Raw genomic sequence first — 22,786 nt, forward strand, 5'->3', positions numbered from 1 at the left:
CCCTGGAACGCTTCGCTGTCGCCCGCAACACGATGGGTCAGATCGGCCGTCCCGGCGGGACGCCTCAGGCCTGAAGTGGCTCCCGTGGCGCGGTGTGGTCGAACAGGCGGGGCGGCGGGATCACGTCGCGGGCGCCCATCCGGGCGATCAGCCGGTCGGCGACGCGCAGGGCGTTGGCGATGATCGTCAGGGTCGGGTTCACGGCGCCGATGGAGGGGAAGAAGCTCGCATCGGTCACGTAGAGATTGTCGAGGCAATGCGCCTTGCAATCCCGGTCGAGGACCGAACCCTCCCGGTCGTCGCCGAAGCGCAGGGTTCCGGCCTGATGCGCGGTGCCGCCGATGGGCACATTCTTGCCGAGGTACAGCGACCGGTCGAAGAGGTGCGGGTGGATGTCGGTCTTGTCACAGACCTCCTGGAGCTTGCGGCGAAGCCGCCGGTGCGCTTCGGCGTTCGTCTCGGTGAGGTCGAGATGGACCTCGCCGCCCTTGTAAAAGACCCGGTTCTCGGGCTTCGGCACATCCTCCGAGGTCAGCCAGAAGTCGATGGAGTGGCGGGCGATCCAGTCGAAGGGCTTCTCCGGGAACCATTGCAGGAAACCGGGCAGCCCCTCGCCGTGGACCTGCGCCCCATCCGACTTGCCGACCATTTGGATGTGGCCGAGGGGGAAGGCCCAGTCGCTCTTCGGGTCCGGGTCGCCGAAATAATAGTCGTTGAGGCCGAGCGTCTTCTGGAAACGCGTCGGGTTCGGGATCTTGGAGATCGCCAGCACCGTCGAGTTGTTGTGGCGCATGTAGTTGCGCCCGACCTGGCCGGACTCGTTGGCGAGACCGTCGGGGTGCCGGTCGGTTGCCGAGCGCAGCAGCAGCAGGGCCGAGGAAAGCGCGCCGCAGGCCACCACCACGAGGTCGGCGCTCGCCGTGAAGGGCTCGCCGTCGCGGGTGCCGAGCACGCCGGTCACGCAGGTGCCCGAGGCATTGGTGATCAGGCGCTCCACGTAGGTCCGGGTGGAGAGGGTGAGGTTGGGGCAATCACGCAGCGCCGGGTCGACGCACATCACCTGCGCGTCGGACTTGCCGTTGGTGGGGCAGGGGAAGCCGTCGAAGGATTCGCACTTGATGCAGGGCGAGGTGGGAAGCGGCTGACCGTCCCGCTCCGCCAGACGCACGCCGACCGGCAGGTGGAAGGGCCGGTGCCCCTCGCGCTTGAGGTCGTCGAACAGCTTCTGGATGCGCGGCTCGTGGGCGACGGGCGGGTGCGCGTAGGGCTTGGCCGACCACGGCTCGGTGGGGTCCTCGCCGCGCAGGCCGTGGACGTGGAACAGCTCCTCGGCCGCCTGATAGTACGGCTCGAACTCGTCGTAGCCGACGGGCCAGGCCGGCGAAAGACCGTCCTGATGGCGGATCTCCCCGAAATCCTCGGCGCGGAGGCGGAACAGGATCGAGCCGTAGAACTTCGAGTTCCCCCCGACGTAGTAGTGCAGGCCGGGATGGAAGCTCTTGCCGTCCGAGGAATACCATGTCTCCTTGGCCTGATAGGCTCCATCGACGATCACCGCCTGGCTGTCCCAGTTGCGCGGCTCCCGGCGCAGGTAGTCGCCGCGCTCGATCAAGAGGATCCGTTTGCCAGTCTGAGCCAGACGCCACGCCATCGTCCCACCGCCCGGGCCGGAACCCACGATGATCACGTCGTAGCGTTCGCCCGTCATTCCCGTCCCTCCGTTCCGCCGATGCGCACCGGCAACGCTCGGAAAGGCTGAGGGATCGCGGGGCAAGGGAAATTGATCGCGGAGCCCGTCCACAGCAACTTGCGGTTAAGCCCTTTTCCTGACTCGACCTTCAGTTTCACCTGCCAACGTCCCCGTGCCGATCCTGGGTGCGGAGGGATGGATGCCGATCATCGAACTGGCTGCGGCCTTCTCCGCCGTCGCCCTGGGGATCGGGGGTGTCTGCCTGTGGCGGATGCGTGCCGGCAAGGCGGCTGAGGCCGACGCCGAGAGCCTTCACGACCTCGTCTGGCGCGCGAGCGAGAGCGAGGAGCGGTATCGCGCCCTCGTGGCGGCCACCACCGACCTCGTGGTGCAGCGCGATCTCGATGGCCGCATCACCTTTGCGGATGAGGGGTATGCCCGGCTGACGGGACGGGACGCCGCCGACCTGATCGGCGAGCGGATCGACCCCGTGATCCTGGAGGGCGAGCCCGTGGCGCAGCGGGACGACTGCCTTCACCGGATCGAGACCCGCATCCGCGACGCCGGGGGCCGGGACCGCTGGTTCGACGTGGTGGAGATCCCCGTCACGACCGGCGACGGGCCGATGCAGTGGATGCGGGCGGGCCAGGACGTCACGGCCCGCGTGGAGGCGGTCCAGGCCCTCGACGCCGCCCTGTCTCGGGCCGAGAGCGCGAGCGTCGCTAAGTCGCGGTTCCTCGCGACCGTCAGCCACGAGATGCGCACGCCCCTGAACGGCATCATCGGCATGACCGATCTGCTGCTGGGCACCGGGCTCGACCCGGAGCAGAAAACCTATGTCGAGGCGGTGCGGGCGAGCGGCCGGGCGCTGCTCGGCCTGATCGACGGCATTCTCGATTTCTCGCGGATCGAGGCCGGGCGGCTCGACCTCGCCGCCGAACCCTTCGATGCCATCGCCGTCGCCGAGGGCGTGGTTGAGTTGCTGGCGCCGCGGGCGCAGGACAAGGGGCTGGAGATCGCCTTCGACGGCGGCGCCGGCGTGCCCGCCGCCCTGGTGGGCGACGCCGACCGCTTCCGGCAGATCCTCCTCAACCTCGCCGGCAACGCCATCAAGTTCACCGAGCGGGGCGGGGTCGGCATCGCCCTGTCCCACGGGCCGGACGGCCTCGTGCTGACCGTGGCCGATACCGGTCCGGGCATCCCCGAGGAGCGCCTGCCGGGCCTGTTCGAGGAGTTCGAGCAGGGGGAGGACGCCTCCGCGAACCGCCACGAGGGGACGGGCCTGGGCCTCGCCATCACCCGCCGCCTCGCCACGCGGATGGGCGGGCGGATCGAGGCCGAGTCCGCACTCGGATCCGGCTCGACCTTCCGGGCGGTGCTGCCCCTGCCCGTGGCGCCGGGTGCGCAGGCGGAAGCCGAGCGGGCGCCGCGTCTGGCGGGGCACCGCTGCCTGATCGTCGCCGGATCGCCGTTCCAGGCGCCCTACCTCGCCGCCGCGCTGGCCCGCGAAGGCGGGGCGACCGAGGTCGTGTCCGGTCTGGAGGAGGGGCTCGCCGCGCTCTCGCGGGGGGGCCTCGATTCGGTCATCGCCGACCGGGGCCTGGGTGACGAGGTTGTCCGCCGCCTCGCCGAAGCGGCGCGGACCGCCGGGGTCGGCCGCTGCCTCGTCCTGCTCTCGCCCTTCGACCGGCGGGATTTCGGCGCGCCCGCCGCGGCGGGGTTCGACGGCTATCTCATCAAGCCGGTGCGGATGCGCTCCCTGATGGAGCAACTGACGGCCACCGCCCCCGCGCCGACGCCCTCCCGGACCGTCGCCGCGCCGACGCCGGGGAGCATGGGCTTGCGGGTGCTGCTCGCCGAGGACAATCCGATCAACACGCTTCTCGCCCGGCGGGCGCTGGAGCGCCTGGGATGCGAGGTCGTCCACGCCCCGGACGGCGTGGAGGCCCTCGCCCGTGTCGGGGATTCCGGGCCCTTCGACCTCGCGCTGATCGACGTCAGGATGCCCCGCCTCGACGGCCACGCCGTCGCCCGGCAGATCCGCGCCGACGAGGCGGACGGCCCGGCCCGGCTGCCGCTGCTGGCCCTCACGGCCAACGCGAGCCGCGAGGACGAGGCGCAGGCCCTGGCGGCCGGCTTCGACGGGTTCCTCGCCAAGCCCCTCGACGTCCAGGCCCTGCCCGGACTGCTCGCGCCGCATCGGCGCCGGGCGGCGTGAGGATGCGGCGGGCGACGCGCCGGGTGCGGTGAGACGGATCGACGTCCGAACGGGCTGCGAACCAGCCAGGGGATGCGTTCGACGCAGGATCGGGGGCGATCGACGCTGACGCGGTCTCGGTCGAGCGCAGATCACTGCGTGCGCTCGCCATCGCGAACGCAGCGACGCGATCCGGTGAGCCGCGCCGTCCCGAGACGTCCCGCTGCCCTGGAAGCTCGCTCCGCGCCCCTAGTGCATCGATCCAGTGGGAGGTGTCAGCCGAGACTGGAAAAATTGATGCAAAAACAATGAGCGAGGGCAGGCACGCATGAACGAGGTGAGTGCGTCACTGCACGAGGGGGTGGAGCAGACGCGCTCCAGCGTTCCCGACACGAGCGCCCTAATCGAACAGGGCGTCGATGTCGCTCTGATCGACGTGGCCCGGGTCGTCCGGAAGCTTCGGCCCGTTGAGGAGGGCGCCCTCGTCGTCCTCGTCGGGGGTTTGGGGCGCGGCGAGGAGATCGCGGAAGCTGTCGAGGGCGGACCAAGCCGAGATCACCCGATCGAGGTGCTCCTCGATGAACTTCATGACATGGACGATCTTGCTGATGCGCTGACCGGTCAGATCCTGGAAGTTGCACGCCTCGTAGGCGCGGATCACTTGGTCGAGGATGGCATCGACGTGCGGGCGCGCATCGGGCGTGAGCGCCATGGAGCGCAGCATGGAGGCGCGGCTCTCCACGTCCTCGACCACGTTGAGCAGCGTCGTCGTTGCGCGCTCGGTGGCCTCCACCACGGCGTCGAGTTCGTCGGCGGCGCGCCTCATGCCCTTGCCGCTGCTCTCCGAGTGGTGGAGCGCGGCGAGGTCGGATTTCGTGCGGACGATGGCGTCCTTCATCGAGTCGAGTTCGCCGCGCATGGCGAAGGCTTCGCTCAACTCCTTGCGGCAGGCTTCCACCGTCTCGCTGGCGCTGGATTGCATGATCCGGCGCAGGTCGTTGATGGCGTTGAGGATCTCATCCGAGCGCCCGACCTGCTCCGGCGCCGCCGGCATGGCTTCGGGCAGATCGAAGCTCTGTTCGATGCGGTAGCGGCGTGTCTTCATCGGTCGAGCGTCGGCCTAGGGGTGCGTTCACGCGCAGATTGCCCCATCAACCATTAGCGGACCGTCACCGCGCGACGCCCGGTGACGGGGAAGACGCAAGTGAGAGTTGATTCACCGTAGTTTTTTGCGACCGAGGGAAGGGTGTCGCCCTAACCCGGATTCACCATCTTCCTTCACCGATTTCGCCGGTTCCGGACGGATCGTTCGCGCCGAGGGGACAGGCAAAGTCCGCCGCGGAGTGGATGACATGGAACGGTCGAGGAGTCGGGGGCGGGTGTGGGCCGGACTGATGGGTGGCGCTGCGCTGGCGGCTGCTTGGTGCGGGCCGGCCTCGGCCCAGCAGGCGCGCTACGCCGAGGCGGGCGGTACGGGCCAGTACGGCGGCGGGCTGATCGAGTTTCTCGTCACCGGACGGTCCGAGGGCGCGATCCGCGGTGCGGCCGCACAGGGCTGGCCCCGGCCGAACGTCCCGGCGCGGCGGCAGACGGCCTCCGTCGCCGGTGATCCGATTCCGCCCTACGGCGAGCCCTCGGCGGCGCCCTACGCGGCGGCCTCGCCCTCTCCCATGCCCGGCGCCTACGGCTATGCCCGCGCGCCGGAGGAGCGGATCGCCCGCGCCATGGACCCGCAGTTCCTCCGGCAGGAGGTCGCCTTCGAGGGATCGCAGCGGCCGGGTACCATCGTCGTGGACACGGGCGCCAAGCATCTGTTCCTCGTGCAGCCGGGCCACCGCGCCATCCGCTACGGCATCGGTGTCGGCCGGCCGGGCTTCGCCTGGAGCGGCCTCAAGACCGTCAGCCGCAAGGCGGAATGGCCCGATTGGATCCCGCCCGCCGAGATGCTGGCCCGCCGCCCCGACCTGCCCCGCCATATGGAGGGCGGCCCCGCCAACCCCCTCGGCGCGCGGGCGCTGTATCTGGGTTCGTCGCTCTACCGGATCCACGGCACGAACGAGCCCGACACGATCGGCCGGAACGTATCCTCGGGTTGCATCCGCATGATGAACGAGGACGTCATCGACCTCTACGAGCGGGTCCCCGTCGGGACGCGGGTCGAGGTCCTGTAACGGGCGCCCGGCGCGAGGCACCGTCCACCACAGGAAAGGGCCCGGCCGCTCGCGCGGCCGGGCCCCTCGTCATTCACGCGTCACCGCGCGGCCGATCAGCTCCAGTCGCTGTCGTCGCCGCCGCCGAGGTCGCCGCCGAAATCGCCGCCGCCGCCGTCGCTCCATGAGGCGTCCTGCAGGCCGCCGTCACCGCCGCCGAGGGCCGAGCCGAGATCGTCGTTACCGGCGCTGTCGCCGTAGTAGTTATTTACGACCGTCTCGCCGCCACCGCCCAGTCCGGCCGCCGCGGCGCTGCCGAGGCTCGAATGGCCGCCCGCGAAGGCGTTCGACAGGGCGCTACCGAGGAGCATGCCGCCCGCCGCGCCGGCCGCCATCGGCAGCGCCGTGGCGAGGAAGCCGCCGCCCCGGGCCGGGGCCGCCTGCTGGCCGGCCCACGGTCCACCCTGCTGCGGCGGGTAGCCGCCCTGCTGCGGATAGCCCTGCTGAGGCGCATAGCCCGGCTGCTGGCCGCCCCAGGGCGATCCGGCGGGCGGACGCTGCTGCTGGCCATATCCCGGCTGGGGCTCCTGGCGAGATCCGCCGCCGCCGCCGAAGATGCTCGACAGGAAGCCGCCGCCTCCGCCGGAGGACTGGGCCGACGCGCCCTGGCGGCGCGCCTCGTCCAGCTGCGCGTTGAGGCTCTTGATCGCCTCCTCCTGCACATAGATCAGCTGCGCCATCGCGTAGGGCGCATAGGGCTGTGCGCGGAGCTTTTCGGCGATGAACCGCTCGGCATCGGCGTCCCGGGGCTGGCTCTGGGCCTGCTGCAGACGCTGGAAGATGCCGGAGATGATCTCCCGTTCCTCGCTGTTCATGAGAACCTCCTGGTGGCGAACGCACGGCCCGCGCCGTCGTCGCATGGCCTGAGCAGGACATGGGTGCGCGGCGACGCTTTGTCAGGGGTGCCTTGCAGATTCTTCATGTGTCCGGGCGCCGAAACGAGAAAAGCCCGGCCGCGAGGCCGGGCTTTCCCGTCGTCCGATGCGCTGGGGACGCCTGACGTCCTAGTAGGTGCCGAACTTGTAGTTGATGCCGGCGCGGACGACGGCGAACTCGGTCGAGCGGCGCAGGTTGGCCGGACCCGACACGAGGGCCACGCCGGGGGAGTTGATGGTGTAGGTGGTGCCGTTGGCGGTGGTGGCGAAGGCGCCGCCCGTGCGGCGATCCTGGTCGAGGTTCACGTAGAGACCTTCCACCTTCAGGGTCACGGCCGAGGAGCGGAAGAAGTTCAGGAAGGAGTCGGTCGGGAGGGCGTATTCGACGCCGCCGCCGGCGGTCCAACCGGTCTGGAAGTCGTTGGAGGAGACGCCGGTGCCGAACTGACGGCCGCCGCCCGAGCCGTAGGCGAAGCCGCCCGTGGCGTAGACGAGGGTGCGGTCGAAGGCGTAGCCGAGGCGGCCGCGCACGGTGCCGAAGTAGTCGAGGCCCGACAGGCCGTTCGGGTTGTAGACGAGGGTGCCGGGGACGATGGTCGAGCCGGCCGGGGCGGCGAACGCGAAGCGGTTCCGCTGGCGACCGAAGTCGACGTACTGGGCGTCAGCCTCGACACCGACGACGATGCCGGAGCCCGGGGTGAACTGATAGTTGTAGCCGATCTGGCCACCGCCAACGAAGCCTTCGTTGTTGCGGTTGTTGCCGAAGGCGACGACGCCGGTGGTCGGGCCGACGCCGTTAGCGAAGACGCTGCCGGGGACGGTGGCGCCGGCGGGAACGCCGATCACGGTCGGGGCGCGGTTGCCGGAGGAGGCGTCGAAGCCGTAACCGGCGTTGAAACCGGCGTAGAAGCCCGTCCAGGTGAAGACCGGAACCGGGGTGAAGACCGGCGGCGGGGCGGCGCGACGCGGAAGGTCGGCGGCCGAGGCGGCGGTCGCGGCGGCGGCAAGGCCGACGAGGGCCGTGGTTGCACGCAGGAAGAGTCTCATGTGTCGGTCCTCACTGGTGATCCGCAAGGCGGATCGGACTGGTTGATCCAGCGGTCTCGAGGTCGCTTTTCGCTGGACTGATGTCGCCAACCGCTGATGCGGCCCCTTGAGGCGACCCGTCCTTTTCCTCGACACCTTGCACCCCAAACGCCAGGGAATGGCCAAGGTTCACCCACGGCTACGCTTTTTTCCGCTGCGACCTCGCGGCAGGATGTCGCGCCCCCTGGACGAGGCGGTCAACGCCTCACGGCGCGAGGGCGATGGCCGAGATCAGCCGCCCGTAATCGGGCTCGCCCCGGTGCGTGGTGCGGCGAAAACTGTAGAACCGCTCCGCATCGGCATAGGTGCACAGGCCGAGGGAGGATGCGTGTCCCACGCCCTCCTCGCGCAGCCGCGCCAGGATGAATCCGGGTAGGTCGAACCGCGCGTGGTCCGGCCGCTCTCCCGGAGCGAGGAAACCCTCGCGCCCCGGTGCCTCGGCCGTGAAACGCGCCACGAAATCCGGCCCGACCTCGTAGTTCGCCTGCGAGATGGTGGGGCCGAGCACGGCGACGATGGCCTCCCGCCGGGCGCCGAGCCGTTCCATCGCCGCCACCGTGGCGCCGATCACCCCCGTCAGCGCCCCCTTCCAGCCCGCATGGGCGGCGCCGACCACCCGGTTCTGCGGGTCCGCGAACAGGATCGGCCCGCAATCGGCCGTGGCGATACCCAGGGCGAGGCCGGGCACCCGCGTCACCATCCCATCCGCCTTGGGCCGGTCCTCCATCCGGACGGGCGCCTCCACCGTCACGACCTCGGCGGAATGCACCTGATACAGGCTCATCAGGTGATCCGGCGCCACGCCGACCGCTTCCGCCATCCGCGCGCGGTTCTCGCGCACGTGCTCCGGCCGGTCGCCGGACCCGAGACCGCCGTTCAGCGAGGCGTAGAGCCCCTCCGACACGCCGCCCCGGCGGGTGAAGAAGGCATGCCGGATCGCCGGGTGCGCCGCGAGATCGGGCGCCTGGAGGAATTCGCCTGCGGTCACGGTCTCGCCCTCACGAACGTCATGAAGCGCGGCGATACTCCTTTGCCGCCGGGAAGGCGATGCGGAACCGATGGTGCACTGCCGCATTCCCGGCTGGGACCAGTTCGGTCCCGTCCACTGACGGAGAGATCGCCATGCTGCGGACTGACGAAGGCGGACAGGCGGCGGATGAGACGCCGCACGCGAAGTGGGACAAGACGGTTCCCCCCGCCCGCACAGACAAGGCCCCGCCGTCCAAGGGCGACGCCAAGGACGGGGACACCCCGCCGCCGAAGCCGGCGACCTCGCCCGGTACCGGGTTCGGCTCCTTCGAAAGCTGAGGGTCTTCGGATCGCCCGCGACGTCGTCGCGGGCGAAGCCGCACGATCCGCGGATGCCGGAGACGGCTCTACCCCTCGCGACCCAATCCCGGCAGCGCTCCCAGTTCCGGCGGCGCGATCGCCATCACCTTGAACAGCGCGCCCATTCCCTCGGGCCGGGGGTCGGTGAGCCGCGACACGGCGGCATCGATCGCGGCGGCCTGGGCCGCTCCGGCGTCCCGGCGCAGTCGCGCGGCGCGCTCGTGCAGGCCCAGCGTCACCAGGAACTCGCCCTGCGGCGTCGGGCCGTGGACGGCGGCGCCGGCCTCGCGGGCGGCCTTGGCCAGGGCCGCGAAATCGACGTGGCACGTCAGGTCCGCCTCGCCGGGGGCGGCGAGGGGATCGGCGAAGGCATGGCCGGCCAGGGCCTGGAGCGTATCGCCGAAGCCCGGCCGGGCATGGCCGTAATCCATGAGGAGGAGCACGCCGCCCTGTGCGCGGATCCGCCGGGAGAGCGCCCGCACGAGGTCGAGGGCCGGGCCGGGCACGGACAGCACCGCGCCGGGCGGTGCGTCCGCCGCGAAGCCCGGCGTCGCCTCGGGCGCGAGGCCGAAGGCGAGGGATCCGTCAGGTCCGGGGCCGACCAGCCGTTCGTGCCAGCCGCCCGCCATGCGCACGAACTGGCGGACGGGCAGGCAATCGAAGAACTCGTTGGCGACGATGATCGCCGGACCGTCGGGCAGGGTGGTGGTGTCGTCGTGCCACGTCGCACCCGCTCGGTCGAGCCGCCGCTCCTGCGCGGCCCGCAGGATCGGGCTCATCTCGACGAGGTGGGGGGCCACGCGCACGCCCGGCGCGGCGGCGCGCAAGGCCCGCAGCGCATCGCCCATCAGCGTGCCGCGGCCGGGGCCGAGTTCCGCCAGGAGGAGTGGATCGGGCGCGCCCGAGGCGCGGTGGATCCAGGCCGCCCAGGCGCCGACGAGCTCCCCGAACATCTGGCTGATTTCGGGGGCCGTGGTGAAATCACCCCGTGCGCCGAGGGGGTCGCGGGTCCGGTAGTAGCCGTGAACGGGGTGTCCGAGGCACAGCGCCATGTAGCGGTCGATCCCGATGGGACCGGTCTCGCGGATGATCGTCGCGATCTCACGCCCGAGGGGTGTCATGTGCTTGGTCCCGCCCGGGTCACGCCTTCGCCCGGCCGGGCAGGGCGGGGGCGGCGTCGTCCGCCGTCCGCTTCGGCCGCGTCCGCCCCGTGGCGGCCAGCACGATGTAGGTCAGGCCGATCACCACCATAGGCACGCAGAGCAGCATCCCCATCGTCACGCCCCCGCCCATCGGCCCGAGGCCGTTGCCGAACAGGAAGCCGAGCTGGGCGTCGGGCTCGCGGAAGAACTCGCAAAAGGTGCGGGCGAGGCCGTAACCAAGGACGAAGATCCCGCCGAGCAGGCCCGGCTTGCGGAAGCCGAGGCGGCGCACGTACACGGCCATCACGATGAAAAGCAGCAGCCCCTCGGTCGCCGCCTCGTAGAGCTGGCTCGGATGCCGGGGCAGTGGCCCACCGGTGGGAAAGACGATGGCGTAGGGAAAGTCCGGCGCCACCCGGCCCCACAACTCCCCATTCACGAAATTGGCAATCCGCCCGAAGAACAGGCCGATGGGCACCACCACGGCGCCGATGTCGAGGAGCGTGTAGCCGTTCAGCCCCCGCGAGCGGGCGAAGAGCAGGAAGGCCAGGATCGCGCCGAGGAAGCCGCCGTGGAAGGACATGCCGCCGTTGCGGATCGCCAGGATCTCGATCGGGTCGGCGATATACATCGGCAGATTGTAGAACAGCACGTAGCCGATGCGGCCGCCGAGCACGACGCCCAGCGCCACCCAGACGACCAGATCGTCGATATCCGTCGGCACCGGGCGCTTCACCACGCCCCAGAGCGAATCCGCCTTCACCAGTTGGCGGGCGTAGATCCACCCGCCGATCAGCCCGGCGATGTAGGCGAGGGCGTACCATTTGATGGTGATCGGCCCGATCGCGATGGCGACGGGATCGATCGCCGGGAAGGGCAGGGCGAGGAGCGGCATCGGCGGGTTCTCCGAGGGCGGAGTGGCGCCGGCCGGTCCCGGCGTCAACCCCGGAGCGGATCACGAGGCGGCGGGCGCCGTCCCGTCACGGCCGCCCTGGCCCTCTGACGAGAAACCCATGTCCATCCGGCCCGGTGACGAAGCAGGCCCGGCCTTCGGCCGCGCGGGTCACGGAGAGGCCCAGTTCCTGGACGGCGGCGGCAACGGCGCCGGGATCCTCGGCTTCGACGACGAAGCGCGTACTGCCCCGGTCCGCCGGTCCCGCCGTCGCGGCCGACCGGGTCCGCTCGGGGCGCCGGTAATGCAGGACTTCGACATGAGGGGCCGGAACGGGCGGCGCGAGGGCGATCACATCCACCTCCGGAGCGTCGAGCCCATCGAGGCGGCCCTGTTCTGGGCCCCGGTTGAGGCCACGCCCGGCAATCGTCAGCCCCAGCGGGCCGGTCAGGACACGAAGGGCCGCGTCGAGGTCCGTCACGGTGATCGCCGAGTGATCGATCCCGAGGAACAGGCCGGGCACCTCCGCCGAGCGCGCGGCAGCCGGGCCGCCCGGAAAGGCGATCAACTCAAGGGGATGCCCGTCCGGGTCGCGGAACTTGTACGCGCTCACCCCCCCCGACGATGCGGGCAGCACCTGCGGCCCCCCACGGCTGATCGGCCCTCGACCGACGCCATCGATCCGCGCGAAGGCGGCTGCCATGTCCCGGACGGGAATTGCGAAATGTTGGAAGATCGGATCGGTCGCATCCCGCTCCGCCGGGTAGGGCGCGCCGGGGGGATCGACCTCAAGGAAGCGCACCCATTGCCGGTTCAGGCGCAGCGTCAGGCATCGGACCTCGCGCCCGCTGAGCCCCAGGATCTCGGCCTCCCCTGGCGGCAGCGCCCCGATGACGCCCTCGCGGACGAAATCGAGGCTTCCGCAATAGAACGCCTCCGTCCTGGCGAGGTCGGCCACCGTCCGCTCGAAGCCGAGGAGGGCGCGTATCCCGCTCACGGGCGGCTCGCGCCGCGGGTGTTCGTGTAGATGGCGTAGACGGATTGGCCGGCGCAGAGGAACAGGCGGCTGCGGTGACGGCCGCCGAAGGTAAGGTTCGCCACCGTGGTGGGCACCGCGATCTTGCCCAGCAGCTCGCCGCCCGGATCGAGGCAATGCACGCCGTCTCCGGCACTCGACCAGAGGTTGCCCTCCTCGTCGCAGCGTATCCCGTCCGCGTTGCCCGGGGAGATCGTGGCGAACACGTCGCCGCCGCCGAGCCGCCCGTCTTCGTCCACGTCGAAGACCCGGATGTGCTGCACGGGGTCGGGGGCGAATTGCAGCCCGGTCTCCACGATGTACAGGCGCCTTTCGTCGGGCGAGAAGCACAGGCCGTTCGGACCCTGGAAGTCGTCGGCCACCACGCGGAGCGAGCCGTCGCGCGGGTCGAACCGGTAGACGGCGGCCGGGCGCTCGGCCTCCTGCTTGCCGCCCTCGTAATCGGTCTGGATGCCGTAATGCGGATCGGTGAACCAGATCGTCCCGTCGGACTTGCAGACGATGTCGTTGGGGGAGTTGAGACGCTTGCCCTCGTAGCGCTCCACCAGGGAGGTGATGCTGCCGTCCGGTTCCGTGCGGTGGATGCGGCGGCCCCGGTGCGAGCAGGACAGAAGCCTCCCGTCCCGGTCGCGGGTGTGGCCGTTCTCGAAGTCGCCGCCCTGCCGGTAGACGCTGAGGCCGCCGGTCTCGCTCCACCGCATCACGCGGTTGTTCGGCAGATCGGAGAACAGCAACTCGTCCCGATCCCCGAACCAGACCGGGCCTTCGGTCCAGCGGCATCCGTGCGCGAGCAAGTCGAGGGAGGCGTTCGGCAGGACGAGGCGCTTGAAGCCCGGCTGCGTCAGTTCGATCCCGTCCATCGGCCCCGGCCTACTTGAAGCGGCCTGGCTGATCGATCGTCGGCGTCACATCGAGCCCGGTGACGATCATCGTGCAGGGCTCGTCGCCCACCGTGCCGGAGAGGTGGCCCTTCTTGCCGTCGCGCTCCTTCGTGCCCTGATCCTCGCCCATCATCAGCTCGCCCGGACCCATCTCGACGCGGGTGCCGTCCATGGTCTCCACGAACCAGCGGCCGGAGAGCACCGCGATCCACTGTGGGCGCGGATTCTCGTGCCATTGGCCGACCCAGCCCACGGGCAGGACGGTGAAGGTGACGGCCGCCTCGCTCTTCTCCTGCTTGTCGTTCCATTGCGGCGCGGTCTGCGGATCGACACCCTCGAACGTGAAGTGTGTCAGCGCGCATTTCTTCTGGCGGCTCACCCCCTCCGCGTCGGTGTAGACGTGCCAGTAGGGCATTGCGGGAGGGTTCGGCTCGCTCATCGTCGCTCCTCGTGCCGCGCTGTGCGGACGTTTGGGCAACGTGGGGGGCGGCGGCGGGTTGCCGGCCGCCTGCGCGGAGGAGGGGGGAGCGAGGGGCAAAGCTGCGCCTCCCGCCACCCAGGCGAGGGCGCGGCGGCGGCTCGGACGATCGTTCACAGGCACACTCCGTCATTGCGAGCGAAGCGAAGCAATCCAGCGGCGCCACATCCGGGAGGGGCCCGTTAGCCTGGATTGCTTCACACCGTTCGCAATGACGGTTCAGCGCGGTGATCGAGCCCGCGAAAAAGCTAAAACCTACATCCGCTCGGGCAGGCGGTCGTCCTGGGCGAGGTTCGAGAACCGGGTGATGTTCGCGTCGAATTGCAGCTCCACCGTGCCGGTGGGGCCGTGGCGCTGTTTGCCGATGATCACCTCGGCCTTGCCATGGACGCGCTGCATTTCGGCTTCCCAGGCGAAGAACTCCTCGGTGCCCTCGCGCGGCTTCTTGTTGCCGACGTAGTATTCCTCACGGAACACGAACATCACCACGTCCGCGTCCTGCTCGATGGAGCCCGATTCGCGCAGGTCCGACAGTTGGGGGCGCTTGTCGTCGCGGTTCTCCACCTGACGGGAGAGCTGGGACAGGGCGATGATCGGCACCGACAGCTCCTTGGCCAGCGCCTTCATGCCGGTGGTGATCTCGGTCATCTCCTGCACGCGGTTGTCGCTGCGCTTGCCCGAACCGGCGAGGAGCTGAAGATAGTCGACGATGAGCACGTCGAGCCCCTTCTGGCGCTTGAGGCGCCGGGCGCGGGCGGCGAGCTGGGCGATGGAGATGCCGCCCGACTGGTCGATGTAGAACGGGATCGTCTGCATGTCCCGGGCGGCGTCGGTGATCTTGTAGAACTCCTCCGGCCGGATGTCGCCGCGGCGGATCTTGTAGGAGGGCACGCCCGATTGCTCGGCGATGATACGCGTGGCGAGCTGCTCGGCCGACATTTCGAGGGAGAAGAACCCGACGATGCCGCCGTTGACCGTCTCGATCGTCCCGTCCGGCTTCTTCTCGCCCTTGTAGGCCTTGGCGATGTTGAAGGCGATGTTGGTGACGAGCGAGGTCTTTCCCATGGCCGGGCGGCCGGCGAGGATGATCAGGTCGGAGGGCTGCAATCCGCCCATCTTGGAATCGAGGTCGCTCAGGCCCGTGGCGATGCCGGAGAGCTTCCCGTCCCGCTGGTAGGCCTTGGCGGCCATGTCCACGGCGGCGGTGAGCGCGTCCGAGAACTTCTGGAAGCCGCCGTCGTACTTGCCGGCCTCGGCGAGCTCGTAGAGGCGCCGCTCGGTCTCCTCGATCTGGTCGCGGGGGGCGAGGTCCACCGGCGCCTCGTAGGCGCCGTTCACGAGTTCCTCGCCGATGGCGATCAGGCGCCGCCGGATGGCGAGGTCGTAGATCGTGCGCCCGTACTCGGCGGCGTTGATGACCGTCGTCGCGTCGGCGGCGAGGCGGGCGAGGTACTGGATCACCGTCTGGCCGCCGAAATCGGCATCGCCCAGATAGGTCTTCATCGTGATCGGCGTGGCGAGTTTGCCGGATTTGATCAGCGAGGCCGCGACGCTGAAGATCTGCCGGTGCGCCTCCTCCATGAAGTGTTCGGCGAGGAGGAAATCAGAGATGCGGTAGAACGCATCGTTGTTCACCAGGATCGCGCCCAGCAGCGCCTGCTCCGCATCGATGTTGTGCGGGGCGACGCGGTACTCCGCCTGCACCGCTTCGAGCTTGGCGGTGATCGCATTGGGCAGGGCCATCGGCAGAAGGTCTCCCGTCCGGCGCCCCGATGGCGCGTACCTCGTGCGGACCATCCCCCCGAGTGGTTGACGCAAGCTTAGCTCGGCGCCGTCCGCCCGCGGGGAGTGTCCTGAAAAACGAATGCCCGCCGACTCGAAGGCAGGCGGGCACTCATGCTGGAACAAACTAGGAACGTGTCAAGGGGTGTGAACGGGTTTCCCCGCTTTCACCACTTTCCCGGTCCCGGGCAGGGCCGGGGTCAGGCCTGCTCGCCGCCTTCCTCGCCCGACTCGGCCAGCGCCGCGCCCACCTCGAGGCCCAGGTCGTCGAGGTTGAACGAGTCGCGCTCGATGACCGTTTCGCCGCGGGCCTGACGCTCGGCCTCCTCGGGGCTGCGGGCGACGTTGACCGTGATCTCGACCTCGACCTCCGGGTGCAGGGTCACCGGCACCGTGAACAGGCCGAGCGTCTTGATCGGCTGGTTGAGGACGATCTGGCCGCGATCAACGGAGAAACCCTCCTTCGTGACGATCTCGGCGAGGTCGCGGGTCGAGACCGAACCGTAGAGCACGCCGGTCTCGCCGGACTGGCGGATGAGGGTGAAGCTCTTGCCGTTGAGCTTCTCGGCGACGCCCTCGGCCTCCTTCTTGCGCTCGAGGTTGCGGGCCTCGAGCTGGGCGCGCTGGGCCTCGAAGTGCTTCTTGTTGCCCTCGGTCGCGCGCAGGGCCTTGCCGCGGGCGAGGAGGAAGTTGCGGGCGAAGCCCGGGCGGACGTTCACGGTCTCGCCCATCTGGCCGAGCTTGGCGACGCGTTCGAGCAGGATCACTTCCATGGGTTTTCTCCTTCAGGGTTCGAGGCCGTTCGGCCCCTGGGTTCACGGCGTCGCAGGGTTGTGGGGCGTCGGCCCCTTCGGTCTGCGACGGTCGAGGGCGGTATCGGCGAGGCCGAAGACGGTGAGGGCGAAAAGCGCGACGCCCTGGGTCATGAACACCACCGCGTAGAGGGCGAAGAGGATCATGCCCCGGGCGGGACGCCCGCGCGTGCGGTCGTGGAAGGCGGCGAGCCCCTGGAGCGCGAAGACGGCGCTGAGGGAGCCCACCAGGGCGACGCCGAGGACGCCGGCATAGCCCGGCGCGAGGCTGAGGACGGCGGCGGCGGCGAGCGCCGCGAGGCAGGCGCGGGGCATCTGGGTGGCGGGCAGGTCCGGCCAGGGGCGCATCAGGCGGCCCGACACCGCAACGATGCGGGCGGCGGCCCAGAGGTAGAGCGTCAGCAGCATCGCGAGCCCGTGGGCGGCGAGCGCCGGAATGATCTTGGCGAAGGCTGCGGCCATCTCGTCGCGGCTGACCTCCACCTTGTCGGCGGGGGCCGCCTGCTCGGCGGGGGAGGGCGCCGCGCCGTCGGGCTTTGCCTGGTCCTGCTTTGCCTGGTCCTGCTTGGCCTGATCCTGCTCGACCTGGCCCCGGTTCGCGACGTCCGGCCCGGCCTTGGGCGCCGGGTTGGTGCCGCGCGGGTCCATGATGGCGTGGGACAGGCGGTTCAGCTGCGTCTCGAACGCCGCGTAATCGGGCGAGGAGACCACCGCCATGGCCACGAAGGAGAGGGCGGCGGTGGCGCCGACCCACCCCAGAAGCCGTCCGGTCGGGTACCATTCGAGGCTGCCGCCGACGTCGCGACCGAGCAGGGTGAGGTAGGCGAGCCACCACGCGGGCAGGGCGACGTAGGCCGCGAAGGCGAGACCCATGAAGGGCTCGACGAACAGCGTCAGCGCCACGCACCCGGCGACCACGGCGGCCAGCGCGGCCCTGTGGCTCCAGCCGAGGCCGACGATCAGGATCGGGAGGGGGGCCACGAGGTAGAGCGCGATGGCCAGCGCGCTCGCCTTCAGCAGGACGCCGAAGAGGAGGGCGGAGACGAGGCCGGCGCCGAGGCCGAGGAGGAGGGTCTGGGTCATGGGTTCCGCTGTCCCGCCGCCCGCCAGGGGAGGGGTTAGGGGCGAAGCGACCTGCCCCAACGATCGGACGGGGATGCCGTCCTGAAGGAAAGGCCGGCCCGGCGGAGTGCCAGGCCGGCGATGGCGCGTCCTACTTGATCACGTAGGGGAGCAGGCCGAGGAAGCGGGAGCGCTTGATCGCCTGGGCGAGCTCACGCTGCTTCTTGGCCGACACCGCCGTGATGCGGGACGGGACGATCTTGCCGCGCTCCGAGACGTAGCGTGAGAGCAGCTTCACGTCCTTGTAGTCGATCTTCGGCGCGTTGGCGCCGGAGAAGGGGCAGGTCTTCCGACGACGGAAGAAGGGACGGCGGCCGCCGCCGCCACCAGCACCGAAAGCCATGATCAGTTCTCCCCGCCGAAGCCGCCGCCACCGAAGCCTTCGTCGTCACGACGACGGCCGCGCTCGCGATCCTTGCGATCGTCGCGATCGCGCTTCTGCATCATCGCGGACGGCTCGGAGTCGAGTTCCTCGACCCGCACCGTCATGAAGCGCAGGATGTCTTCCGAGATCTGCATCTGGCGCTCCATCTCGGCGATCGCCGCGGGCGGCGCGTCGATGTTCAGGAGCGCGAAGTGCGCCTTGCGGTTCTTCTTGATGCGGTAGGCGAGGGACTTCACACCCCACATCTCGATCTTCTCGAGACGTCCGCCGTTCTGCTCGATCACACCCTTGTAGGTGTCGATCATCTGCTCGACCTGCTGGGACGTCACGTCCTGGCGCGCCAGGAGCACGTGCTCGTAGAGAGGCATACCGGGCCTTTCGTGGTCAAAGGAGGCCCGTCCGCCTGCGCGGGATACCCCGCGCGAGCCATTCGGGCCGGTTCGTTCCGCATGTCGCTCGGCGCCAAGCCCTTCGAGCCGTATGTCAGGCCCGAGCGGTTGATCGAAGGCGGAGACACGGGACGACGGAGCGAACTCCTCATGCCGCGAGCGGCACCGTCCGTTCAGCCCCCGGCCGGAGCGAACGCGAAGCGGGGCGCATAGACGGTTTATTAGTCCGATGCAAGGGCGCGGGGGCGATCCGGCCCGGCGGGCTTGCCGTGGCGCCCCCGAGCCGACAGGTAAGGCGGGTCATCCACGACCGAAGTGATCCATGCCCGTTCCACCGCTCCGCCTCGGCGTCAACATCGATCACGTCGCCACCGTCCGCAACGCCCGCGGCGGCCCCTATCCCGATCCGGTGCGGGCCGCCCACCTCGCCGTCGAGGCGGGGGCGGACGGGATCACGGCGCACCTGCGAGAGGACCGGCGGCACATCCGCGACGCCGACATCGCGGCCCTTAAGGCGAGTCTCGCCGTCTCCCTCAACTTCGAGATGGCGGCCACCGACGAAATGGTTGCGCTCGCCATCGCCACGCAGCCGCACGCCTCCTGCCTTGTGCCGGAGAAGCGTGAGGAGCGCACGACGGAGGGCGGGCTCGACATCGTCGGCGGCCGCGACCACCTCGCCCCCCGCATCCACGCGCTGGCGGAGGCCGGGATCCGCGTGTCGCTGTTCGTGGAGCCCGAGCCGGCGGTGATGGAAGCCGCGCGCGCGCTCGGCGCCCCCGTCGTGGAACTGCACACCGGCAGCTATTGCGAGGCGGCGCTCGCCGGGGACGAGGCCGCGGTGGACCATGAACTTGCCCGTATCCGCCGGGCGGCGGCGCACGGCGCGGCGATCGGGCTCGAGATCCATGCCGGCCACGGCCTCACCACTGCGAGCGTCGGGCCGGTGGCGGCGCTCCCCGAACTGCGCGAGCTGAACATCGGCCACGCCCTCATCGCCGACGCGATCTTCGTCGGCCTGCCGCAGGCGATCCGCGCCATGCGCGCGGCCATGGACCGGGCGCGCGGATGACCGCCCGATGATTCTCGGCATCGGCTCCGACCTCTGCGACATCCGCCGCATCGAGAAGGCCCTGGCCCGGCACGGCGACCGCTTCACCCACCGGGTCTTCACCGAGGGCGAGCGGGCGCGCTGCGACCGCCGCAAGGCGCGGGCGGAAGGTTACGCCCGCCGATTCGCCGCCAAGGAAGCCTGCGCCAAGGCGCTGGGGACCGGGCTGAGCGAGGGCGTGTTCTGGCGGGACATGGAGGTGGTGAACCTGCCGTCGGGCCAGCCGACCCTCCGGCTGACCGGCGGCGCGGCCGAACGGCTCGCCGCCCTGCTGCCGCCGGGCCACGCGGCGCGGGTCCATGTCTCGCTCACCGACGACCCGCCGCTGGCGCAAGCCTTCGTGATCATCGAGGCTTTGCGGGATTAGATGGGGCTCGTGTGCGTTGCCCGGCGCTCCGGCATGGTTTAGATCGCCGCACCCGGCGGACACGATGGCGGCGCATTCCTCCCGGAGGAAGGCGCGCGAGGCCGCAGACGGGCCGCCATCTCGGCGGCCGGCCGCAACCCGGCCTGAGACGATAGGGACGCACGCGTGAATCACGAGGGCAAGCCGCTCACGAAGCCGGCGGAAACCGGCACCTGGGCGAGCATCCGCGAGACCCTGAAGGTCGCGATCCAGGCGCTCCTCATCGCGCTCGTGGTCCGCACGCTGCTGTTCCAGCCGTTCAACATCCCCTCGGGCTCCCTCGTGCCGACCTTGCTGATCGGCGATTACCTCTTCGTCTCGAAGTACTCCTACGGCTACTCAAAGTTCTCGCTTCCGCTCTCGGAATACATCCCGATCGAGGCGAACGGGCGTATCTGGGCCGCCGAGCCGAAGCGCGGCGACATCGCCGTGTTCAAGCTGCCGAAGGACAACGCGACCGACTACATCAAGCGCGTGATCGGATTGCCGGGCGACAAGATCCAGATGATCGACGGCATTCTCAACATCAATGGCCAGCCGGTGAAGCGCGAGCGCATCGCCGATTACGAGACCGTGGATTCCTACGGCCAGGTCGCCAAGGTGCCGCAATACCTGGAGACCCTGCCCGGCGGCGTCACCCACCGGGTGATCGAGCGGGACGGCGACAACGGCTTCTGGGACCGGACCGAGCTCTACACCGTGCCCGCCGGCCACTTCTTCATGATGGGCGACAACCGCGACAACTCCACCGATTCGCGCGACCTCGCGAATGTCGGCTACGTGCCCTTCGCCAACTTCGTCGGGCGGGCGGAGATGATCTTCTTCTCCGTCGATGAGGGGACCCCGGCCTGGCAGATCTGGAACTGGCCGGCCCATGCGCGCTGGTCGCGTCTGTTCACGACGATCCATTGAGCACCGAGGCGGCCCCGACACCGCGCGTCTCGGCGCGATCCCGGCGCGCCCACAAGCCTCGCCCGCCCCTGGGAGAGCTTGAGGCCACGATCGGCCACACCTTCGCCGACAAGGACCTGCTCTCGCGGGCGCTGACCCATACGAGCAAGGCGGCGGGGCGCAACGGCAGCTACCAGCGCCTGGAATTCCTGGGTGACCGTGTTCTCGGCCTCGCCGTGGCGGAAGGGCTCTACGCCGCCCTGCCGGATGCCGACGAGGGGGACCTGTCACGGCAGCTCGCGGGCCTCGTACGCCGGGAGACCTGCGCCGCCGTCGCCGCGAACTGGGGCGTGGGGCCTCATCTCATCCTCGGCCAGGGCGAGGTGATGGGCGGCGGGCGCCGCAACCAGACGATCCTCGCCGATGTGTGCGAAGCGATCCTCGGGGCGGTCTACCTCGATGCGGGCTTCGATGCCGCGCGGGCCATCGTGGAGGCGCATTTCCGCCCCGCCGAGCCCGGCACCAGCCCGCGGGGCCGCGACGCGAAATCCACCCTGCAGGAATGGGCGATGAGCCGGAGCCTGCCGATCCCCGCCTACGACGTGGTGGAGCGCACCGGACCCGACCATGCCCCGCATTTCCGCATGGCGGTGCAGGTGGAGGGGTTGGAACCCGGCTTCGGCGAAGGCACATCCAAGCGCGTGGCGGAGCAGGCGGCGGCGGCCGATCTCCTCGCCCGCGAAGGCATCAGTGCGGCGGGCGACGGCGCCGCGGAGACGACATGAGCGATCAGGACGACATCCCCGGAGACGACGGCCCGGAGGGCGGCCCGGCCCCGGCGGCCACGTCTCCCACCCGCCTGCCGGGAACGCCGGCGGATTCCCGCGCGGGCTTCGCCGCCCTGATCGGCGTTCCCAATGCCGGCAAGTCGACGCTCCTCAACAGCCTCGTCGGCACGAAGGTCTCCATCGTCTCCCGCAAGGTGCAGACGACCCGCGCCCTGGTGCGTGGCATCGTGATCGAGGGCAGCGCCCAGATCGTCTTGGTGGACACGCCCGGCATCTTCGCGCCGAAGCGCCGCCTGGACCGGGCGATGGTCCACTCGGCCTGGAGCGGCGCGGCGGATGCCGACGCGGTGTGCCTGCTCGTCGATGCCCGCAAGGGCGTGGACGAAGAGGTCGAGGCGATCCTCGCCCGCCTCGGCGAGGTCCGGCGCGAGAAACTGCTGATCCTCAACAAGATCGACCTGATCCCCCGGGAGCGGCTCCTGGCGCTCGCGGCCAAGCTCAACGAGGCGGCGCCCTTTGCCGAGACCTTCATGATCTCGGCCCTGAAGGGCGACGGCATCGAGGACCTGCGCAAGGCGCTCGCCGCACGGATGCCCCCGGGCCCCTGGCTTTACCCCGAGGATCAGGTCTCCGACGCGCCGCTGCGGATGCTCGCCGCCGAGATCACCCGCGAGAAAATCTACGACCGGCTGCACGAGGAGCTGCCTTACCGCTCCACGGTCGAGACCGATCAGTGGCAGGTGAAGGCCGACGGGTCGGTGCGGATCGAGCAGACGATCTTCGTCGAGCGGGAGAGCCAGCGGGCCATCGTGCTCGGCCGCAACGGCCAGACGATCCGCTCCATCGGTCAGGCGGCCCGCGTCGAGATCGCGGAGGCGGCCGAGGCCACCGTCCACCTGTTCCTGCATGTGAAGGTCCGCGAGAACTGGGCCGACGATCCCGCCCGCTACCGGGAAATGGGGCTCGAATTCCCGCGGGGATGAGGCGGGCCTTCGGCCGATCGGACAGCGCATCGCCCTTGCGAGCGTAGCGAAGTAATCCAGGGATGCCGGCGCCTCAGGCTGGTGCGCTGCCCCTGGATTGCTTCGCTGCGCTCGCAATGACGGCCGAGTGTTCGGCGGATCGACAGGACCCTGAAGGCTGAGCCCCGGGGCATCGTGTCGGCCCGCCGGGCTGGGCAGCGGGGGCGCCGCCGGTGTATCAGGGGATCACCCCCGATTCCTCGCGATGCGTCGACGCACTTGGCTGCGTGAGGGGTTCACGTCTCCCTTCGTTCCTCGTTCGGCC

23 protein-coding genes are annotated in these 22,786 nt (G+C 70.2%); 8 read left to right on the plus strand and 15 right to left on the minus strand.

Going from position 1 to position 22,786, the window contains the following annotated elements:
* Positions 1-64: 64 nt before the first annotated feature.
* Complete coding sequence (locus tag MFF06_RS07750; RefSeq protein ID WP_238202619.1) at positions 65-1,708, minus strand: FAD-dependent oxidoreductase; 1,644 nt, start codon at positions 1,706-1,708, stop codon at positions 65-67.
* 181 nt (positions 1,709-1,889) lie between these two features.
* Here MFF06_RS07750 and MFF06_RS07755 point away from each other — a divergent pair, with 181 nt between their 5' ends.
* Positions 1,890-3,908: an ATP-binding protein gene (locus MFF06_RS07755; RefSeq protein WP_370876624.1), complete on the plus strand. Its 2,019-nt coding sequence runs from the start codon at positions 1,890-1,892 to the stop codon at positions 3,906-3,908.
* A 379-nt stretch (positions 3,909-4,287) separates the two neighbouring features.
* Here MFF06_RS07755 and MFF06_RS07760 read toward each other — a convergent pair whose 3' ends face one another.
* Complete coding sequence (locus MFF06_RS07760) at positions 4,288-4,992, minus strand: protein phosphatase CheZ (protein WP_238202621.1); 705 nt, start codon at positions 4,990-4,992, stop codon at positions 4,288-4,290.
* 247 nt (positions 4,993-5,239) lie between these two features.
* Between MFF06_RS07760 and MFF06_RS07765 the strand changes: the two genes are divergently transcribed.
* The gene (locus tag MFF06_RS07765) at positions 5,240-6,058 is read left to right on the plus strand and encodes a L,D-transpeptidase (RefSeq protein WP_238202623.1); all 819 of its coding nucleotides are present in this window, start codon (positions 5,240-5,242) and stop codon (positions 6,056-6,058) included.
* A gap of 95 nt (positions 6,059-6,153) precedes the next feature.
* On the opposite strand, the gene MFF06_RS07770 is transcribed toward MFF06_RS07765, so the two are convergent.
* The 3 genes from MFF06_RS07770 to pgeF form a co-directional block, all read right to left on the minus strand.
* The gene (locus MFF06_RS07770) at positions 6,154-6,912 is read right to left on the minus strand and encodes a DUF2076 domain-containing protein (RefSeq protein ID WP_238202625.1); all 759 of its coding nucleotides are present in this window, start codon (positions 6,910-6,912) and stop codon (positions 6,154-6,156) included.
* Positions 6,913-7,101: 189 nt separating this feature from the next.
* Positions 7,102-8,019, minus strand: a complete 918-nt coding sequence (locus tag MFF06_RS07775; protein ID WP_238202626.1) for an outer membrane protein — start codon at positions 8,017-8,019, stop codon at positions 7,102-7,104.
* 244 nt (positions 8,020-8,263) lie between these two features.
* Positions 8,264-9,046: a peptidoglycan editing factor PgeF gene (gene pgeF, locus MFF06_RS07780; RefSeq protein WP_238202627.1), complete on the minus strand. Its 783-nt coding sequence runs from the start codon at positions 9,044-9,046 to the stop codon at positions 8,264-8,266.
* A 134-nt stretch (positions 9,047-9,180) separates the two neighbouring features.
* Between pgeF and MFF06_RS07785 the strand changes: the two genes are divergently transcribed.
* Entirely contained in the window at positions 9,181-9,366 is a 186-nt protein-coding gene (locus tag MFF06_RS07785; protein ID WP_238202628.1) for a hypothetical protein, read from the plus strand.
* A 68-nt stretch (positions 9,367-9,434) separates the two neighbouring features.
* Here the strand turns inward: MFF06_RS07785 and MFF06_RS07790 are convergent, their stop codons facing one another.
* The 10 genes from MFF06_RS07790 to rpsF form a co-directional block, all read right to left on the minus strand.
* Positions 9,435-10,508, minus strand: coding sequence for a class I SAM-dependent methyltransferase (locus tag MFF06_RS07790; RefSeq protein ID WP_238202629.1), 1,074 nt, complete (start codon positions 10,506-10,508; stop codon positions 9,435-9,437).
* Positions 10,509-10,527: 19 nt separating this feature from the next.
* The gene (gene lgt / locus MFF06_RS07795) at positions 10,528-11,424 is read right to left on the minus strand and encodes a prolipoprotein diacylglyceryl transferase (RefSeq protein WP_238202630.1); all 897 of its coding nucleotides are present in this window, start codon (positions 11,422-11,424) and stop codon (positions 10,528-10,530) included.
* An 85-nt stretch (positions 11,425-11,509) separates the two neighbouring features.
* Positions 11,510-12,418, minus strand: a complete 909-nt coding sequence (locus MFF06_RS07800; RefSeq protein WP_238202631.1) for a VOC family protein — start codon at positions 12,416-12,418, stop codon at positions 11,510-11,512.
* Positions 12,415-13,317, minus strand: a complete 903-nt coding sequence (locus MFF06_RS07805; RefSeq protein ID WP_238202633.1) for an SMP-30/gluconolactonase/LRE family protein — start codon at positions 13,315-13,317, stop codon at positions 12,415-12,417. The genes MFF06_RS07800 and MFF06_RS07805 overlap by 4 nt, the downstream gene beginning before the upstream one ends.
* Positions 13,318-13,327: 10 nt before the next feature.
* On the minus strand, positions 13,328-13,777 hold the full coding sequence (locus MFF06_RS07810) for a cupin domain-containing protein (protein WP_238202635.1): 450 nt from the start codon (positions 13,775-13,777) through the stop codon (positions 13,328-13,330).
* Positions 13,778-14,071: 294 nt separating this feature from the next.
* Positions 14,072-15,559, minus strand: a complete 1,488-nt coding sequence (locus MFF06_RS07815; protein ID WP_238202637.1) for a replicative DNA helicase — start codon at positions 15,557-15,559, stop codon at positions 14,072-14,074.
* 239 nt (positions 15,560-15,798) lie between these two features.
* A complete protein-coding gene (gene rplI, locus MFF06_RS07820; protein ID WP_238202639.1) occupies positions 15,799-16,371 on the minus strand; it encodes a 50S ribosomal protein L9 in 573 nt (190 codons plus the stop codon).
* Positions 16,372-16,413: 42 nt separating this feature from the next.
* A complete protein-coding gene (locus tag MFF06_RS07825; RefSeq protein WP_238202641.1) occupies positions 16,414-17,493 on the minus strand; it encodes a DUF2232 domain-containing protein in 1,080 nt (359 codons plus the stop codon).
* Between the two features lie 130 nt (positions 17,494-17,623).
* A complete protein-coding gene (rpsR, locus tag MFF06_RS07830; RefSeq protein WP_066921788.1) occupies positions 17,624-17,875 on the minus strand; it encodes a 30S ribosomal protein S18 in 252 nt (83 codons plus the stop codon).
* A 2-nt stretch (positions 17,876-17,877) separates the two neighbouring features.
* Positions 17,878-18,285, minus strand: a complete 408-nt coding sequence (gene rpsF / locus MFF06_RS07835) for a 30S ribosomal protein S6 (RefSeq protein ID WP_238202643.1) — start codon at positions 18,283-18,285, stop codon at positions 17,878-17,880.
* A gap of 343 nt (positions 18,286-18,628) precedes the next feature.
* Between rpsF and MFF06_RS07840 the strand changes: the two genes are divergently transcribed.
* The 5 genes from MFF06_RS07840 (at position 18,629) to era (ending at position 22,482) form a co-directional block, all read left to right on the plus strand.
* A complete protein-coding gene (locus tag MFF06_RS07840; protein ID WP_238202645.1) occupies positions 18,629-19,375 on the plus strand; it encodes a pyridoxine 5'-phosphate synthase in 747 nt (248 codons plus the stop codon).
* A gap of 7 nt (positions 19,376-19,382) precedes the next feature.
* Positions 19,383-19,781, plus strand: coding sequence for a holo-ACP synthase (gene acpS, locus MFF06_RS07845; protein ID WP_238202647.1), 399 nt, complete (start codon positions 19,383-19,385; stop codon positions 19,779-19,781).
* 165 nt (positions 19,782-19,946) lie between these two features.
* On the plus strand, positions 19,947-20,732 hold the full coding sequence (lepB, locus tag MFF06_RS07850) for a signal peptidase I (RefSeq protein WP_238202648.1): 786 nt from the start codon (positions 19,947-19,949) through the stop codon (positions 20,730-20,732).
* Complete coding sequence (rnc, locus tag MFF06_RS07855; RefSeq protein WP_238202649.1) at positions 20,729-21,496, plus strand: ribonuclease III; 768 nt, start codon at positions 20,729-20,731, stop codon at positions 21,494-21,496. The genes lepB and rnc overlap by 4 nt, the downstream gene beginning before the upstream one ends.
* Complete coding sequence (era, locus tag MFF06_RS07860) at positions 21,493-22,482, plus strand: GTPase Era (RefSeq protein WP_238202650.1); 990 nt, start codon at positions 21,493-21,495, stop codon at positions 22,480-22,482. Before rnc ends, era begins: the two co-directional genes overlap by 4 nt.
* Positions 22,483-22,786: the final 304 nt, after the last annotated feature.

Source organism: Methylobacterium aerolatum (assembly GCF_022179085.1).
GTDB lineage: Bacteria > Pseudomonadota > Alphaproteobacteria > Rhizobiales > Beijerinckiaceae > Methylobacterium > Methylobacterium aerolatum.